Below are 16,768 nucleotides of genomic sequence, written 5' to 3' on the forward strand. Positions count from 1 at the left end.
CGCCTGGCGTCCCCGGCAGCGGATGCGTACTTTACGGTGTTGCTGCCGGGTTGGCAAGGGGTGGAACGACAAAAAGTTAACTTTCCGGTTTTGGCTTGCGTATGACGGTCGCTAAACGTGTATTGAGTTCATTAGCTAACAACCCTACTATTGGTCTTACCAATTCTAGGAGCTGTTAAATGAGCTATCCCCCGCTCCGCCAACAGCGCTTGGCCGACGTCATTACCGAGCGCTTGGAGGCCATGATATTGGAAGGCAGCCTGAAACCCGGTCAGCGGCTGCCTCCCGAGCGCGAGCTTTCCGAACGCTTCGGCGTTTCACGGCCTTCGTTGAGAGAAGCCATTCAGAAATTGTCGGCGCGTGGCCTATTGACCAGTCGGCAGGGCGGCGGCACTTACGTGAATGATTCGCTTAACAGTGGCTACACCGACCCTTTACTGGAAATGCTCTCCCGGCATAAAGAGTTTCATCTTGATCTACTGGAATTTCGCGACGCCATGGAAGGCATTTCAGCGTACTACGCGGCGCTACGCTCTACGCCCGCCGACAAGGCAGTGTTGATCGAGCGTTTCGAGGAACTGGACGGGGGGTTCGTGGGTGCCGATCCCGCTCAAGAAGCAAAGCTGGACGCTGCCTTTCACCTGGCGATTGCCGAAGCGGCGCATAATGTGCTGCTGCTGCACACCATTCGCGGTATTTTTCATCTGCTGGAGCAGAGCATCGTGGATAACCTGGCGCATCTCTTTGCCAAGCCGGATTCACGCAGCGAGCTGATGCGGCAACATCGCGCTCTGCTGGACGCCATCCTCGAAGGCCGACCTGAAGATGCCCGCACACGGGCGCATGAACATCTCGTGTTCGTGGAGGAAGGGCTGCTGGAAATGGCCCGCGCGGAGACCCGCGCCCAGCGCGCCTTGCGCCGTGCTCAAGGCACAAGCTCGGCATCAACATGAACACCGGTCTGTTTCGCTGGCGTTATGTATGGCTGATCGTGGTGCCGCTTGGGCTTGCCTTTTGCATGTGGCAAGCCTCTCTGCTTGCCCGGGAGCAGGCACTCACCAACCTTCAGGAAGAAGCGGAAAACGAGCTGCGTCTCTCGGCTGCCAACCTTAACGGCTACCTGTTGCGCTACGACTATCTGCCCCAGATGCTCGCCACCCGCGAGGGCGTCCTGCGATTTCTTGCGTCGCCTGATCGCCAGGATCCCATGCCCCTCAACTTGCTGCTGGATCGTTTTCGTTTCACCTCGGGCGTTTCTGACGTCTACCTGCTGGACGAGCATGCGGATACGATCGCCGCCAGCAACTGGCACCGCCCCAACACCTTCATCGGGCAAAATTATGCGTTCCGCAGCTATTACCGGGACGCCATGGCGGGTGGACAAGGCCGGTTTTACGGCCTGGGCCTGCAGTCCCAGGAGCGTGGTTATTACTTTTCCTCACCGGTGTGGCTGGATGACACCTCGCCGGACGCGCGTCCCGACGGCGTCCTGGTGGTCAAGGTGCTGCTGAAAGACGTTGAAGAAAGCTGGGCGGAGCAGGAATCCACCCTATTCGTTACCGATCACGACAATATTATCTTTCTCGCCAGCCAACCCGAACTGCGCATGAACGCGCTCTATCCACTGACCGACAAGCAGCGTCAAGCCCTGCATGAGACAAAACGTTATGGTCAGGAGCCGCTCACGCCTTCGGGCATCCAGATCCAGGCGATACAAAGTGACCATAGCCAGGTCGTTACCTTTCGCGAGGGGCCACTCAGCGACGAGCACTACCTCAACCTGACCCGCGAGATACCCGAGTTTGGCTGGCAGATGCATATTCTCAAGCCCCTGAGCCCGGTGGTCAGCGCACAGTGGATGGCAGCGTTGACGGCGGGCGGGCTCTACGGCGTGGTCGCCCTTGCCGGAGGCATTGGCTGGCAACGCCTGCGGCTGCGCCGTGAACGCGAAACCTTCGCTGAACGCGAACGGCAAACGCTTGCCCGGGTGCGCGACGAACTGGAAATGAGCGTCGAGCGGCGTACCCGCGACCTCGTCGCCAGCAACCAGCGGCTATCGGACGAGATAGAGGAACGTCGACGCGCCGAAGCCAACCTGCGTCAAACACAGGACGAACTGATTCAGGCCGCCAAGCTTGCTGTCCTTGGCCAACTGGCCGCCGGTATCAATCATGAGCTGAACCAGCCGCTCGCGGCCATTCGTGCCTACAGCGAAAACGCCCGGCGCTTTATCGAACTCTCAAGGGTCGAACAGGCGGACGCCAATCTGGAGCAGATTATCGAGCTGACCCAGCGTATGGCCGACATCAGCGCCCAGCTACGCCAGTTCTCGCGTAAAAGCAGCGACCATCCGGAAACCATCTCTGTTCAGGCGTGTGCCGATTACGCCTTGCGCCTTTTTCAGAGCCGCCTCCGCGACGACCACGTCCAGGTCGAGCAGTACTGGCCTGAACAAACACTATGGGTCAAAGCCGATCTTGTTCGCCTCGAACAGGTGCTGGTCAACCTCATCGGTAATGCCCTGCAGGCCATGAAGGAAACCGACTCGCCACGCCTTACGCTCAGCGCCCGCGCGGAAAACCGGCAGGTGGTCATTCAAGTGGCTGATAACGGCCCGGGCATTCCGGCCAACTATCTTGAGCAGGTATTCGAGCCGTTTTTCACCACCAAGGCGCCGGGCAGCGGACTGGGCTTAGGGCTATCCATTTCGTCGCGTATCATGGATGATCTAAATGGCAAACTGCAGGCCACCAATCTGCCCGAGGGCGGCGCCTGCTTTACCGTGTCACTGCCCCTCGCCCCCAGCCCGCGAGCCACTCAGGAGGTTGTTTCCGATGCATGAGCCGTCGACACTGCCGGTCATGGTGATTGACGACGAACCGCATCTGCGCATCACCGCCAGCCAGACGCTTGAACTTGCCGGCTATACACCGCACTGCTTTGAATCTGCGGAAGCCGCTCTGGCCGCCTTGCCCGCCAACTTCCCCGGCGTGATCGTCAGCGATATTCGCATGCCCGGAATGGATGGGATGACGCTTCTCCACGAGCTGCATCGCCGCGACAGCACGCTGCCCATCATCCTGATTACCGGGCACGGCGATATCTCAACCGCTGTCGAAGCCATGCGCGCCGGTGCCTGGGACTTCCTGGAAAAGCCCTTTGCCGGGGACGAGCTGCTCGATGTGGTGCGTCGCGGCATTGAAACGCGCCAGTTGAGCCTTGAAAACAACCGTCTCAAAGCGGAGCTCGAAGCCCAGCAGGCGGCACTCGGGCCGCGCCTGGTCGGCCGTACGCCGGTTATTTCCCGCCTTGCGGCGATGATCCAGCGCATCAGTCAGGTAGAGGCCGACGTGCTGCTGTTTGGCGAAACCGGTACCGGCAAGGATCTGGTAGCCCGCGCCATTCATGAGCGCAGTGCAAGGCGCAACCACCCGTTCATGGCCATCAACTGCGGCGCCGTACCTGAAAACACTATCGAGTCGGAGCTATTCGGCCATGAGAAAGGCGCGTTTACCGGCGCCGTGGAACGGCGAATCGGCAAATTCGAACACGCCAACGGCGGCACGGTATTTCTGGATGAGATCGAGTCCATGCCCCTGGCGCTGCAGGTCAAACTGCTGCGCGTGCTCCAGGAGCGCCACATCGAGCGACTGGGGGCCAACGAGGCGGTTCCGCTCGATATCCGGGTGATTGCCGCCACCAAGGTCGACCTCAAGGCCGCCGCCGAAGACGGCCGCTTTCGCGAGGATCTGTACTACCGGCTCAATGTGGTTACCCTGCCGCTGCCGGCCCTGCGCGAAAGGCGCGAGGACATTCCGCTGCTGTTCCAGCACTTCGCCGTTGTGGCCGCCAACCGCAGCGGTCTGGAAGCCCCGACCGTCGATAGTCACGGCATTGCCAGCCTGCTGGCCCACGACTGGCCCGGTAACGTGCGCGAGTTGCGCAACCTGGCGGAACGCTACGTGCTACTCGGCGCGGCCTTCGACTACCGGCTGGATGCGCTGCTCGAAGGCGCTCAGGCCGACACCCAGGAGCCGACGCTTCCCCGCCAGGTGGAACTGTTCGAGAAAAGCCTGATCAGCCAGTCGCTTTCCCGCCATCACGGACGCGTCACCGAGGTGTGCCAGCACCTGGGCATCCCGCGCAAGACGTTCTACGACAAGTTGAAAAAGCACGGGCTACACGCGGACGATTATCGCCACAGCAGCGAGCCATGAGCGACCAGCTCGCCGAGCACGGCCCAGGGGGGTAGCCAGGGCAACAGCGGCAGGATCGCAATCATCATCAACCAGTTCGACATCGGGCGGCGGCCATCACCCAGCTTCAACGCCGTGCCGAAAGACCGCTTGAGCCGCGCGCCGTCCAGGTCGACGCTGTATAGCTCGTCCAGCGTCAGGTGCACGATGAAACCCAGCCACAGGGCAGCGCCATGTGACCAGGCAAGCCAGGGGGGCTGCGCCAGCAGCTGAAAGCTCACGGCAGCTGTCAGCAGCGCGCACAGCAAGCTCGCCAGGAGTGAATGCCAGATACCTCGGTGAACGGTAAAGCGTGAAAACGAGAGCCCGCCAAGGTATCGCACCGCCAGGTAGATCCCGCCACAGGCCACCAGCAGTTGACCTGACGACAGCCAGGGTTGCAGCAACAGCACCCCCAGCACCAGCGCGGGTATGGATAAAATATTGAAAATCAGCCGAATCGAGTGCGACCGGTCGGCATCAATGTCGGGCAGAATGCCGCCAAACGCGGTCAGCGCTACCACCATCAGCGCCTGGGAAGGCGCCCACCATTGCGCCTGCCAGCCAGCATAAGCCAGCAGCATACCGCCTGCGGTAGCCACCGTGATGTGGGTACGGAAATTCGCCATGTCGTGCTCGGCCGGAAAACTGTATAAATTAACAGATTTCCGGTCAGCACAATACGGTTTGTAAAGAAAAAAGCGGGGGAATGAAGCGCTTAAGTAACGTCCACCTCGGCGAGGAAGCGGTCTTTCAGCTTGACGTAGTTACCGGCAGTATAGGTAAAGAACGCCCGTTCCTTGTCTTTCAGGGGGCGCATTGCCTTGGCCGGATTGCCCCCGTAAACGTAACCGCTGTCCAGATGTTTGCCCGGCGTGACCACGGCGCCAGCGGCGATGATCACTTCGTCTTCGACCACGGCACCGTCCATCACGATCGACCCCATGCCGACGAGGATGCGATTACCCAGCGTGCAGCCGTGCAGAATGGCTTTATGGCCAATGGTCACGTCATCGCCGACGGTGAGCGGGAAACCATCCGGGTTAAAGTCGCTGGCGTGGGTGATATGCAGCACGCTGCCGTCCTGAACGCTGGTGCGCGCGCCAATACGGATGCGGTGCATATCGCCGCGAATCACCGTCATCGGCCACACCGAGCAGTCGTCACCCAGCTCGACATCGCCGATCACGACGCTTGCCGGGTCAATAAATACCCGATCACCCAGGCGCGGCGTGAGATTGTTGAAATCTCTCAAGGCACGGCTCATCGTTTTCTCCTGGCGTTGTTGTAAGGAGTGATTGAAGGAACAGGTATCACTATAGCAAGCCGCTGAGCAGAACCATAAGCGTCAGCGGGATAGACACCCAGCGCACCACGCCACGCCACCACCGATAGCCGCGGTCACCGACTCCCAGCGCCCTAATGGCCGTGTCAGAAGGCAACACCCAGGCGGCAAATATCGCGATCAAAAGCCCACCCAATGGCAGGAAAATATCCGGCGGAATGCTGCTGACCAGTTCGAAGACATTGCGCCCCAGTAACGGGCGGAAGTCGGCAAGCGTCGAGAAAGACAGCGCGGACAGCAGGCCGATCGACCACACGCTGAAGGCCACCACCGCCGTCGAGACGCTACGCCGCCAGCCAAACCCCTGCAGCGTGGCTACCATCGGCTCAGCCAAATTGATGGCCGATGTCCACGTCGCCAACAGCAGCAGCAGGAAAAACACGCTAAGCCATAACGAGCCCCAGGGCAGCTCTGAAAACGCAATCGGCAAGGTCACGAACATCAGCCCGGGCCCATCGGCAGGATCCATGCCTTGAGCAAACACCACTGAAAAGATCGCAATACCGGCCAGCAGCGCCACGCTGATATCGAGCACCGCCACCGCTACCGCCGCCTTGGGCAGGCTCTGCTCGTCAGGCATGTATGCGCCATAGGCCATCAGCGCACAGGCCCCCACCGCCAGGGTAAAAAACGCATGCCCCATGGCGTGCAGCACAACGCTGGGCGTTATGGCGTCAAACGAGGGGACAAACAGCCAGGCAAGGGCACTGCCGAAGCCGCTGGTCGTGCTTGCATAGACAGCCAGCAACAGCAGGAGGCCGTACAGCAGCGGCATCAACAGGTTGTTGAGGCGCTCCAGGCCCTTGGCAACGCCCGCTGCGACCACCACCATGGTCATCAGTAAAAACAGCGTGTGGTTAAAGATCAGCAGGCGCGGGTTGGCCAGAAAGGCCTCGAAGCCGGCGCCGATCTCCGCCGCGCTGGCACCCTTGAAATGACCGTTGATCGAGGCGACGAGAAACTCGATTGACCAGCCTGACACCACCGAGTAAAACGACAGGATGCAGAACACCGTCAAGGCGCCGAAAAGGCCCAGCCAACGCCAGTGCCGTGAAGCACCCGCCTCGGCCGCCAGGGCGCCCAGCGCCTGCATTGGGCCCTGACGGCCCGCGCGGCCGATCAGTATTTCCGCCATCATCACGGGGATGCCCAGCAGCAACACAAAGGCGATGTAAACCAGCAGAAAGGCGGCGCCGCCGTTTTCACCCGCGATGTAAGGGAAACGCCAGATGTTTCCCAACCCGACCGCCGCGCCGGTAACCGCCAGGATAAAGGCTCGCTTGGATCCCCAGCGTTCTAGCGTTTTACTCATTGACGACTCCCGACGCATTCATGAAAGCCCGCAAGACTAACAGGCGCTGGGCTGAAGGCAAGCAACGCGAGGGCACGAGCATTGAAACCACCCGGGTTCGCCCGCACTGTAACGACATGACGGCGTTTGTTGCGCCCCACTGAATCCCCAAGAGGTGCCTATGTCCCGCAATCCGCTGCTCGAGTCTCACTCGCTCCCTCCGTTTAACGACATCCGCGCCGAACATGTCGTCCCGGCAGTCGAAACGCTGCTCAGCGAGAGCCGTGAAACGATTGATCGCATCGCCCAGCAAGCCGCGACAACGACACCGACGTGGCAAAGCTTCGCGGCGCCTTTTGAAGCCGTTAACGACCGCCTGACCCAGGCGTGGTCTCCGGTTTCGCACCTCAACGGCACCATGAACAGCCCGGCGCTGCGCGACGCCTATCAGACCTGTCTGGAACAGCTGTCTTCATTCAGCACCTGGGTAGGTCAGCACGAAGGCCTCTTCCACGGCTGGCAAGCCCTCAAGGCGGGCCCCGAGTGGTCACAGCTGAGCGACGCCCAGCAGCGCACCGTCGACAACGCGCTGCGCGACTTCCGCCTGGCGGGCGTGGATTTACCCGACGACGAAAAAGCCCGTTATGGCGCCATTCAGTCACGCCTGTCGATGCTCTCTAACCAGTTCTCCAATAACGTGCTGGATGCCACCCAGGCCTGGCACAAGGATGTCGCGAGTGCCGACACCCTGGCAGGCGTGCCGCAAAGTGCGCTCGATACGCTGAAAGCCGCCGCTGAGGCAAAAGGCCTTACTGGATATCGCATTACCCTCGACTTCCCCAGCTTCTTTCCCGTGGTGAGCTACGCCGACAACCGCGAGCTGCGCCGCGAAGTGTACACCGCCTTCGTCACCCGGGCGTCGGATCAAGGGCCTGACGCCGGTACGTTCGACAATGCGCCGATTCTCGAGGAAATACTGGCCCTGCGCCAGGAACTGGCTCACCTGCTTGGCTTCGAGACGTACGCCGACTACTCGCTGGCCACCAAGATGGCCGACTCCCCCGAGCAGGTGCTCGACTTTCTCACCGACCTGGCAAACCGGGCAGTGCCCCAGGCCAGTGAAGAATTCAACGAGCTGAGCGACTTTGCCCGCGACGAGCTAGGCATCGAGTCACTTGAACCCTGGGATGTGGCCTACGCCAGCGAAAAATTGCGCGAAGCCCGGTACGCCATTTCGCAGGAGCAGCTACGCCCATATTTTCCTGCCCCGCAGGTGGTCGACGGGCTGTTTCAGGTCGTCGAGCGTCTCTATGGCGTTCGTTTTACGCAAGATACGACGGTCGAGCGCTACCACGATGATGTGCGCTTTTACTGGATCACCGACGACGAACAGCCGATTGCCGGCTTTTATCTCGACCTCTACGCCCGTGAAGGCAAGCGCGGCGGGGCCTGGATGGCGGACTGTCGCGTGCGCCGCGAGACCCAGAATGGTCTGCAGCTGCCGATTGCCTTCCTGACCTGCAACTTCACGCCGCCCGTGGCCGACAAGCCTGCGTTGCTGACCCACGATGAAGTGACCACCCTGTTCCACGAGTTTGGCCATGGCCTGCACCACATGCTCACCAGGCAAACCATTGCCGACATCTCCGGCATCAACGGGGTCGCCTGGGATGCCGTGGAGCTGCCCAGCCAGTTCATGGAGAACTATTGCTGGGAGCGGGAAGGCCTCGATCTGATCGCCCGCCATGTCGACAGCGGCGAGCCTCTGCCGGAACCTCTACTGGAGCGCCTGCAAGCGGCGAAGAATTTCCAGTCGGCGATGGGTATGGCGCGACAAATCGAGTTCTCGCTGTTCGACCTGCGCCTGCACCACGAGCTCGAAGCGCCCAGTGCCTCTGATGTTCAGGCACTGCTCGACGAGGTTCGCGCGAACGTGTCGGTGGTGCCCACCGTCGCCTTCAACCGCTTCCAGAACAGCTTCGGGCACATCTTCGCGGGCGGCTACGCCGCAGGCTACTACAGCTACAAATGGGCGGAAGTGCTTTCGGCCGATGCCTGGAGCGCCTTCGAGGAAGCCGGTATTTTTGACCCTGAAACGGGTCAGCGCTTCCGCCAGGAAGTCCTCGAGCAAGGAGGCGCACGCGACGCCGCCGCGCTGTTCCGCGCCTTCCGCGGCCGCGAACCCAGCGTCGAGCCACTGCTACGCCACAGCGGTATCCGTGCCGCTTGAACCCGCCTCGCCTGAACGAGCCCCCTGGCAGGGGCTCACCCTTGGAGTCCTATCATGTCTAGTGTGAAACGTTTTATTGCCGGCGTAACCTGCCCGCGCTGTGCCGCCATGGATCGCGTTCGTGCCTGGGAGCAGAACGGCATTCGCTACCGCGAGTGCGTCAGCTGTGATTTTTTCGAACAGTTGCCCATTGAAGACGAAACGCCCGGCGAGCTGACCACCCGCGTCAACCAGCCACGCCCGGAACCGGCCGAAAACGAGATCCAGCCCGTACGGATCATGGACCCAGACCGCAAGCCATCCGACTCATAGTCAGCCAAGGCGACGACCTGGTTGCAATCTGCCGCCAAGGTGTGCGGTTTTTCGCACACAAAACACCCCCTACCGTGCGCATCACCAGACACTTTGCCGCATTCAAGCTACGACTAACGTTTAACAACAAAATCGTAACCCACTGTTTTTAATTAAGATAAACGACATTGGCACAGCAATCGCTCTAGTTTATGGCTCACCGTTGGTGGCACGGCCCTCGGCGGCAGGTTTACCAGCGGGTTAACAACCTCAATAAACGACTAGGGATATTCGCCATGCGCAATTTCAAACCGACCACACTGGCATTGCTGACCGGCGGCGCCTTGCTGGCAGCCAGCAGCGCCCATGCCGATCGCGAAGACTGGCCGGACAATTTCACCGTCGGCACCGCCAGCCAAGGCGGCACTTACTTCGTCTATGGCTCTGGCTGGGCCAACTTCATTGCCGACGAACTGGACATCTCAGGCGGCGGTGAAGTCACCGGCGGCCCGACGCAGAACCTGGCACTCGTCCACGGCGGCGATGCGGCTTTCGGTCTGGCGACCATGGGACCGGCCGCTGACGCAGTGAATGGCGAAAGCCCGCTCGCTCCCGGCCTGAAGATGGACAATGTATGCGCCATGTTCCCGATGTACGAGACGCCGTTCTCGATCACTACCCTGGCGGATAGCGGCATCGAGTCCATCTCTGACATTCCCGACGGCGCCCGCATCGGCTTTGGCCCGGCGGCCTCCACGTCTGACACCTACTTCCCGGCCATGCTGGAAGAGCTGGGCGTCGACTTTGAACGCCGTAACGGCGGCTGGTCCGACCTCGGTGGTCAGCTGCAGGACGGCCTGCTTGACGTTATCGCCTTTGCCGCCGGCATTCCGATTCCCGCCGTCAGCCAGCTTGAAGTCCAGACCGACGTGAACATCATCGAGTTCAACGAAGAAGAGCTGGAAACCATCAAGGCAAACTTCCCGGTCGCGGAATTCTCCATTCCGGCCAGCACCTACGAAACCCTTGAAGAAGACGCCCGCGCGGTGTCCATGTGGAACTTTGCCATCGCTGGCTGCGACCTGCCGGAAGACTTCGTCTACGAAGTCACCAAGGCCACGATGGAAAACAACGACCGCATGCAGTCGGTTCACCGTAGCGCCGCCACCACCATTCCGGAAAACATCAAGCACAATACCGTGCTGCCGTTCCACCCGGGTGCTGCACGCTGGTACGAAGAAAACGGCTACGAAATTGACGAAGACATGATCAAGTAAGTCACGCCCGTTGTCGTCTGCCCCGTGCCAACCAGGGTTGGCACGGGGCAGTTTTCGCTAATGCCCCTTTGTTTGCTGTGAGGGTGAACGCTAATGAGTCAAAAAATCGACCAGGAACCCAACGGCCTCAAGGATGACGCCTCGGCGGATTCACCTGCCACTGAGCTGCTTGCCGAAGGTGTCGATGAAGAGATTGTTGAATCCAATCGCCGCCTTTTCACCGGCTGGCAATTCTTGTTGTTTGCGGCGTTAGCCATCGGCTATTCGAGTTTCCACCTGATATCACTCAACGTGTATCCACTGGAAACGTGGTCGTTTCGTATCGTGCATATCGCCGGTGCGCTCGTGCTGGGTTACGGGCTGTTTGCCGGTGCCCGTTTCGCCGACGACGATCACCAGGCATCGGGTGCCTGGCTCAAGTGGCTCAGCTACGCGCTGCTGGTTCCCGCCGCCTATACGCTGGCGCAGGTGTTCTTGATGCAACAGACGCTCAGCGGCGGTGCGATGCGCATCGATCCAAGCGTCGAGAACTGGCACTTCGGCTACCCGCTGATGGCGACGACAGCCGGCGCCATCGTGCTGTCATGGTTCTACCGTCAGGCGCGTCATCGCTTCAATCCGGCCGACCTGGTGCTCATGGTCTGTGCGCTCGCCAGTGCCGGATACCTACTGGTGGCGTTTAACACCAATATGCGCATGTCGACCGGAACCTCCTTCGCCCCGCCGGGGATCTCCTGGGCGGCAATTGCCGGTTCCCTGCTGATTCTGGAGCTAACCCGCCGCGTGGCGGGACTGGCATTGGTGGTCATCTCAGCGGTATTCCTGACCTACGTCTTTGCCGGCCCTTATTTGCCCGGTTTCCTGGGCTACCCCGGGCTTTCGCTGCAGCGTTTCTTCAGCCAGGTGTATACCGATACCGGTATACTCGGGCCGACCACCGCCGTGTCGTCGACCTACATCATCCTGTTCATTATTTTCGCCGCTTTCCTGCAGGCTTCCAAAGTGGGCGACTACTTTGTGAACTTCGCCTTTGCTGCCGCCGGGCGGGCACGGGGTGGTCCGGCGAAGGTGTCTATCTTTGCGTCAGGCCTGATGGGCATGATCAACGGCACCTCAGCCGGTAACGTCGTCTCCACCGGCTCGCTGACCATCCCGCTGATGAAAAAAGTCGGCTATCCCGCGCGCAGCGCCGGAGCCATCGAGGCAGCGGCCTCGACCGGCGGGCAGATCATGCCGCCCATCATGGGCGCCGGCGCCTTCATCATGGCGGAAGTCACCGGTATCCCGTATACCGAGATTGCCATTGCCGCTATCATTCCGGCGATTCTCTACTTTGCGTCCGTCTACTTCATGGTCGATTTTGAAGCGGCGCGCAAAGGCATGCGCGGCATGCGCGAAGACGAGATTCCGCTGTTCTCCAAACTGGTGAAACAGGTCTATCTGTTCGCGCCAATCATTATCCTGATCGTCGCGCTGTTCATGGGCTACTCGGTGATTCGTGCGGGCACCCTGGCCACCGCCTCTGCCGCCGTCGTCAGCTGGATTTCGCCCAACAAGATGGGCCTTCGCGCCATCTTGAAAGCGCTTCAATTAGCGGGCACCATGTCGATTCAAATTATCGCGGTGTGTGCCTGTGCCGGTTTGATCGTCGGGGTTATTTCGTTGACCGGTGTGGGCGCGCGCTTCTCGTCATTGCTGTTAGGTTTGGCGGGCGTTAGCCAACTACTTGCCCTGTTCTTTGCCATGCTGATCAGCATTATGCTGGGCATGGGCATGCCGACCACGGCTGCTTATGCCGTGGCCGCATCAGTCGTGGCACCGGGTTTGATCAACATTGGCATCGAGCCGCTGGTTGCCCACTTCTTCGTGTTCTACTTTGCGGTGGTCTCCGCCATCACGCCACCGGTGGCACTTGCCTCCTACGCGGCAGCGGGTATTTCCGGGGATAACCCCATGGGCACCTCGGTCGCCTCGTTCAAGATTGGCCTGGCGGCGTTCATCGTGCCGTTCATGTTCTTCTACAGCCCGGCGATGCTGATGGAAGGCTCCGCCATGCAGATACTCCGCGTGGGCGTCACCGCCACCCTGGGCATCGTCCTGCTCTCGGGCATGGTGCAGAAGTGGTTCTTCGGGCCAGTGAACACCCTGCAACGCGTGGTGATGCTGGTGGGGGCAATATTCATGATTTACGGCGGTATCTATACGGACGTACTCGGCCTCGTGATTGGCGCCGTACTGTTTGTCATGCAGCGTAAACAGCATGGCAACGCCGATAACACCCCGAGCACGACCTGACCCTCAAGCCTCTGCGCTGTTAATGAAAACGCCCGCTCGATGCCATCGAGCGGGCGTTTTTTATTGGTCAGGTGCGACATGGGCCGCTGGCGGTTCATCCGCTCAGGTTATCAACCACCTTCAACACCGGCGCCGATTGGTTAAGCGTGTAAAAATGCAGGCCCGGCGCCCCGCCGTCCAGCAGACGCTGGCAAAGGCGGCTCACCACGTCGGTACCAAAGGCGGCGATCGCCTCGCTGTCGTCGCCGTAGGATTCCAGCTGCTTGCGAATCCAGCGCGGAATTTCCGCCCCGCAGGCATCGGAAAAGCGAGCCAGCTTGGTGTAGTTGGTGATCGGCATGATCCCTGGAATGATCGGCTGCTTGACACCTAACGCGCGGGCTTTATCGACAAAATGAAAGTACGCATCGGCGGTAAAGAAATATTGGGTGATGGCCATGTTGGCACCCGCGTTCATCTTGCGGGCAAAGTTTTCCACGTCCCGGTCGAGGTTAGGGGCCTGTGGATGAGATTCGGGATAAGCGGCCACGGCGATATCAAAGTGATCGCCAGTTTCATCGCGAATGAACTCCACCAGCTCGTTGGCATAGCGCAGCTCGCCGATACTGGCCATCCCGGACGGCATATCGCCGCGCAGCGCCACCAGGCTGTCGACGCCCTCTTCACGATACTGCGCCAGCAGATCGCGCAGCTGGGCTTTTTCGCTGCCAATGCAGGAGAGGTGCGGTGCGGTGGTGACACCGCTCTCGCCGACCTTACGGACAATCTCGCGGGTGCGCGCCTGGGTCGACCCGCCAGCCCCGTAGGTTACCGAGAAAAACCGCGGCTGCCGGGCGGCCAGCTCATCGCGAACCTGTATCAGCTTGTCGCGCCCGGCCTCGGTGCCGGGAGGGAAGAATTCAAAGCTGATACCTAACGGATGCTCGTGGCGGCTCATGGGATTTCCTCGTCATGCGTCAAAGTGGTGACATTTTGCGGTATTCTCGCTGCTAAGCCGCACGGGGGCTAATGAAAGATTCCACGGTTAGCCTTTAATTCGGTTCATGTTGGCGTTGGGCTAAACAAGTTGGGCTAAACAATCAGGGAGGACATATGGATTTAGCACCCGAGGCCTTGATGGGCCCGCTATTGATGCTGTTGGGGTTTGTGGGGTTGGGCTGGATTGCCGCACAGCGCTTGAAAATAGACCCACGCCCCATCGCCACACTGCTGGTTTACCTGATCGTGCCGCTGACAATTTTCCGCGCGCTGATGGAGGGCCGCCCGAGCATCGACTACCTGGCGCTGACGTTGGCAATGTTCCTCCTCGTCAGCCTGATGGCGCTTGGCGTGCGTCGCCTGACACAGGCCCGCTTCGGCCCCCAGGAAGGCGCCCTGCTGGCGTTTTCGTCGGGCACCGGCAATACCGGCTACTTTGGCCTGCCGGTGGCATTGATATTGCTGCCGCCGGAGGGCGTGACCCTGTACCTGTTCTGCATGCTGGGCATCAACGTGTATGAATTCACGGTGGGCTTTTACCTGAGCGCCCGGGGCCATTTTTCCGTGCGCCAGAGCCTGATCAAGATGGCGCGGTTGCCGTTGCTCTACGCTTTTTTATTCGCGCTGCTGCTCAACGCGCTGGGCGTCACGCTCCCCGACGCCCTCATGGAATCGCTGGACGTGTTCCCCGCCACCTACACGCTGCTGGGCATGATGATCATTGGCATGACCTTGAGTCAGGTGACGCTGTCGGCCTGGGACTCACGGTTTATCGCGACCTGTGTCGGGTTGCGCTACCTTCTCTGGCCACTGGTAATGCTCGCCGCCGTGCTACTGCTCCAGCAGGTGACACCGCTTGCGCCCGAGCTGGGGATGGCCTTGCTGCTGTTGGGCGTGGTGCCCATGGCGTCCAACGTCGTCGTGGTGGCCATGGAGCTGGGCATTCAGCCACAAAAAGGTGCACTGGCAGTGCTCGTCACCACGCTGCTCGCACCGCTGCTGATCCCCTTTTACCTGAGCCTTATGCTGCGCGTGACGGGGCTTGGCTAGAACCCGGAAATCCCTGCATCATGCAGCCGTGCCGCCATGCGCTGCACCTGTGGATGACTGAAAAATGCCACCAGGGCGTCCGCTCGCACCGGGCCAACGCCCGGCGTGGTTTGCCAGTCGGCGCGGTCAAGACCTGACAGCGTCACCCAGTCACCAAGGCGTTCGCTGCCGCCCGGCGGCATACCAAGTGCCTCGAGCCAATCATCAAACGACGCCGTGCGCGCTTGATGAAACTGGGTTATCAAGGCTTCAGCGGTCGCCTCACCAATGCCGTGGGCCTGCTGGAGCCGATGGGGCTCAACGTCCAGCCAGTCCAGCAACTGGGTGACCACGCCCGCCTCCATCAGCGACTGCCAGGTTCCCTCGCCAACGCCTTGCATACCCAGCCGTTCCCCCAGGTAGCTCAGCCGCGCCAGCAGTTGGGCATCGCAACCCGGGCGCTTCTCGAAGCAGCTCAACAGATGGTAGCGCTCGGGGGACGGCGGGCTTATGGGGGCGCGCGCCTGGGTTTGCCACACCACCTCGGTTAGCTGGGGAATGGTCAGCCCGGCCAGGGTAATAGCCACCTGGTCGCCGGGACGCACGTCAAGGGCCTCCCAACGCGCCAGCGACCCAAGCGATACGCGGCTGATACGTCGCCCTTCGAGCACCTCCGGGTGGAGCCACACCAGCGGCGTCACGCGGCCGGTGCGGCCCACACGGAATTCGATACCGCGTACCTGGGCCAGCACCTCCTGGGCAGGATACTTCCAGGCCACGGCCCACTCGGGCGGCGATGACGACCAATGGCGCACGCCGGGGCGCTCGCCCTGCTTGAGCACCACGCCGTCGGTGGCAAAAGGCAGCTCGCTGTTGAACCATTGCTCACGCCAGTCGCCCGCGTCACACCGATCATCCAATCGGTGGGTATAGTCGGCGGTGTCAAAACCCAGCGCACTCAGCTGCGCCAGCCGCTCGGCCATGTCCGTCGGGCCATCGGGCCAGCCCCAGACGAAGAGACCGATTTGCGACCGCGTCTGCGCTGTCGGCGCCTGCTGAGCCATCGCCCCCGCCACCTTTCCCCGCGCCCCCGTGGCCGGATCCCGTGCCTGGACATGATCGATCAGCCGCCAGTAAAGCTCACCCTGCAACACGCCCGATAGCGGCGCGGGCAGCGTGGCCGGCACGGCGGGCAGCTGGCTGACGCGGGCCGTCCAATCCTGGCCGCGCTCGCCATCGCCTCGGCTGATCGCCTCGACGAGCTCTCCCTCATGATAACGCAGCGTTACCGCCACGCCGTCGACCTTGGGCTGGATCCACAGGTTGTCCCGGCGGCTGCTGAAGCGCCGCACGCCGTCGCCATCGGTTTTTTCAAGGCCCGTTTGCGCGTATGGATGGGCAAGGCTATTACGCGTGCTGGTGATGCGCGTCAGCGGCTGGTGATCGGGCGTCTCGCCCAGACAGATCTGCCATTCGGCCAGCCGAGCCACCGCCTGGTCGTAGAGCGCATCGTCGATCAGCGCTTCGCCCCGGTCATGATAGGCATGATCCCAGGCTGCTACCTGGACAGACAGCGCCTGGCTTTCCCGGGTCAGCCGTTGTTTACTCCAGTCGGGGCACTCGGCGCCCTGAGCCGTTAGCACCACGGCGCTTAACCACCCCCACAGTACTCCCTGCACATACCGTTGCTTTTTCACGTCGCCTCCGCCAATCGTCCGGTCATGGCGTTAGCCTAGCGCACCGCGCAAAAAAAACGTCCCCGGCAAGTGCCAAAGGGACGTTTTCTTACAGCACGGC

General features: G+C 61.1%; 13 protein-coding genes. 8 read left to right on the plus strand and 5 right to left on the minus strand.

The window, feature by feature from the left end; all coding sequences use genetic code 11:
- Positions 1-179: 179 nt before the first annotated feature.
- From QC815_RS16820 to QC815_RS16830, 3 genes are read left to right on the plus strand one after another with little or no spacing between them, the layout of a single operon-like run.
- Entirely contained in the window at positions 180-953 is a 774-nt protein-coding gene (locus QC815_RS16820) for a GntR family transcriptional regulator (RefSeq protein ID WP_230448500.1), read from the plus strand.
- Positions 950-2,842: a sensor histidine kinase gene (locus tag QC815_RS16825; RefSeq protein WP_310541165.1), complete on the plus strand. Its 1,893-nt coding sequence runs from the start codon at positions 950-952 to the stop codon at positions 2,840-2,842. Before QC815_RS16820 ends, QC815_RS16825 begins: the two co-directional genes overlap by 4 nt.
- A complete protein-coding gene (locus tag QC815_RS16830) occupies positions 2,835-4,217 on the plus strand; it encodes a sigma-54-dependent transcriptional regulator (RefSeq protein ID WP_230448502.1) in 1,383 nt (460 codons plus the stop codon). Before QC815_RS16825 ends, QC815_RS16830 begins: the two co-directional genes overlap by 8 nt.
- Here QC815_RS16830 and QC815_RS16835 read toward each other — a convergent pair.
- The 3 genes from QC815_RS16835 to QC815_RS16845 form a co-directional block, all read right to left on the minus strand.
- Positions 4,193-4,864 carry a metal-dependent hydrolase gene (locus QC815_RS16835; protein WP_230448503.1) on the minus strand — a complete coding sequence of 224 codons (672 nt, stop codon included), beginning with the start codon at positions 4,862-4,864 and terminating at the stop codon, positions 4,193-4,195. The genes QC815_RS16830 and QC815_RS16835 overlap by 25 nt on opposite strands.
- An 89-nt stretch (positions 4,865-4,953) precedes the next feature.
- Positions 4,954-5,502 (minus strand): gamma carbonic anhydrase family protein, encoded by a 549-nt coding sequence (locus QC815_RS16840; RefSeq protein ID WP_310541168.1) that lies wholly within the window; start codon positions 5,500-5,502, stop codon positions 4,954-4,956.
- Positions 5,503-5,551: 49 nt separating this feature from the next.
- Complete coding sequence (locus tag QC815_RS16845) at positions 5,552-6,892, minus strand: sodium-dependent transporter (RefSeq protein ID WP_230448505.1); 1,341 nt, start codon at positions 6,890-6,892, stop codon at positions 5,552-5,554.
- Positions 6,893-7,052: 160 nt separating this feature from the next.
- Between QC815_RS16845 and prlC the strand changes: the two genes are divergently transcribed.
- The 4 genes from prlC to QC815_RS16865 all read left to right on the plus strand — a co-directional run bounded on the left by prlC (position 7,053) and on the right by QC815_RS16865 (position 12,964).
- Positions 7,053-9,101 (plus strand): oligopeptidase A, encoded by a 2,049-nt coding sequence (gene prlC / locus QC815_RS16850; protein ID WP_230448506.1) that lies wholly within the window; start codon positions 7,053-7,055, stop codon positions 9,099-9,101.
- A 54-nt stretch (positions 9,102-9,155) separates the two neighbouring features.
- A complete protein-coding gene (locus tag QC815_RS16855; RefSeq protein WP_230448507.1) occupies positions 9,156-9,413 on the plus strand; it encodes a YheV family putative zinc ribbon protein in 258 nt (85 codons plus the stop codon).
- Between the two features lie 275 nt (positions 9,414-9,688).
- Complete coding sequence (locus QC815_RS16860; RefSeq protein ID WP_230448508.1) at positions 9,689-10,669, plus strand: TAXI family TRAP transporter solute-binding subunit; 981 nt, start codon at positions 9,689-9,691, stop codon at positions 10,667-10,669.
- Positions 10,670-10,762: 93 nt separating this feature from the next.
- A complete protein-coding gene (locus QC815_RS16865; protein ID WP_310541173.1) occupies positions 10,763-12,964 on the plus strand; it encodes a TRAP transporter permease in 2,202 nt (733 codons plus the stop codon).
- Positions 12,965-13,058: 94 nt separating this feature from the next.
- Here QC815_RS16865 and metF read toward each other — a convergent pair whose 3' ends face one another.
- Positions 13,059-13,901, minus strand: coding sequence for a methylenetetrahydrofolate reductase [NAD(P)H] (gene metF / locus QC815_RS16870; RefSeq protein WP_230448510.1), 843 nt, complete (start codon positions 13,899-13,901; stop codon positions 13,059-13,061).
- Between the two features lie 155 nt (positions 13,902-14,056).
- On the opposite strand from metF, the gene QC815_RS16875 reads away from it, so the two are divergent.
- Entirely contained in the window at positions 14,057-14,992 is a 936-nt protein-coding gene (locus QC815_RS16875) for an AEC family transporter (RefSeq protein ID WP_230448511.1), read from the plus strand.
- On the opposite strand, the gene ligB is transcribed toward QC815_RS16875, so the two are convergent.
- Complete coding sequence (gene ligB / locus QC815_RS16880; protein ID WP_310541175.1) at positions 14,989-16,668, minus strand: NAD-dependent DNA ligase LigB; 1,680 nt, start codon at positions 16,666-16,668, stop codon at positions 14,989-14,991. The genes QC815_RS16875 and ligB overlap by 4 nt on opposite strands.
- Between the last annotated feature and the right edge of the window lie 100 nt (positions 16,669-16,768).

The sequence above is a fragment of the Vreelandella gomseomensis genome, assembly GCF_031451645.1.
Classification (GTDB): Bacteria; Pseudomonadota; Gammaproteobacteria; order Pseudomonadales; family Halomonadaceae; genus Vreelandella; species Vreelandella gomseomensis.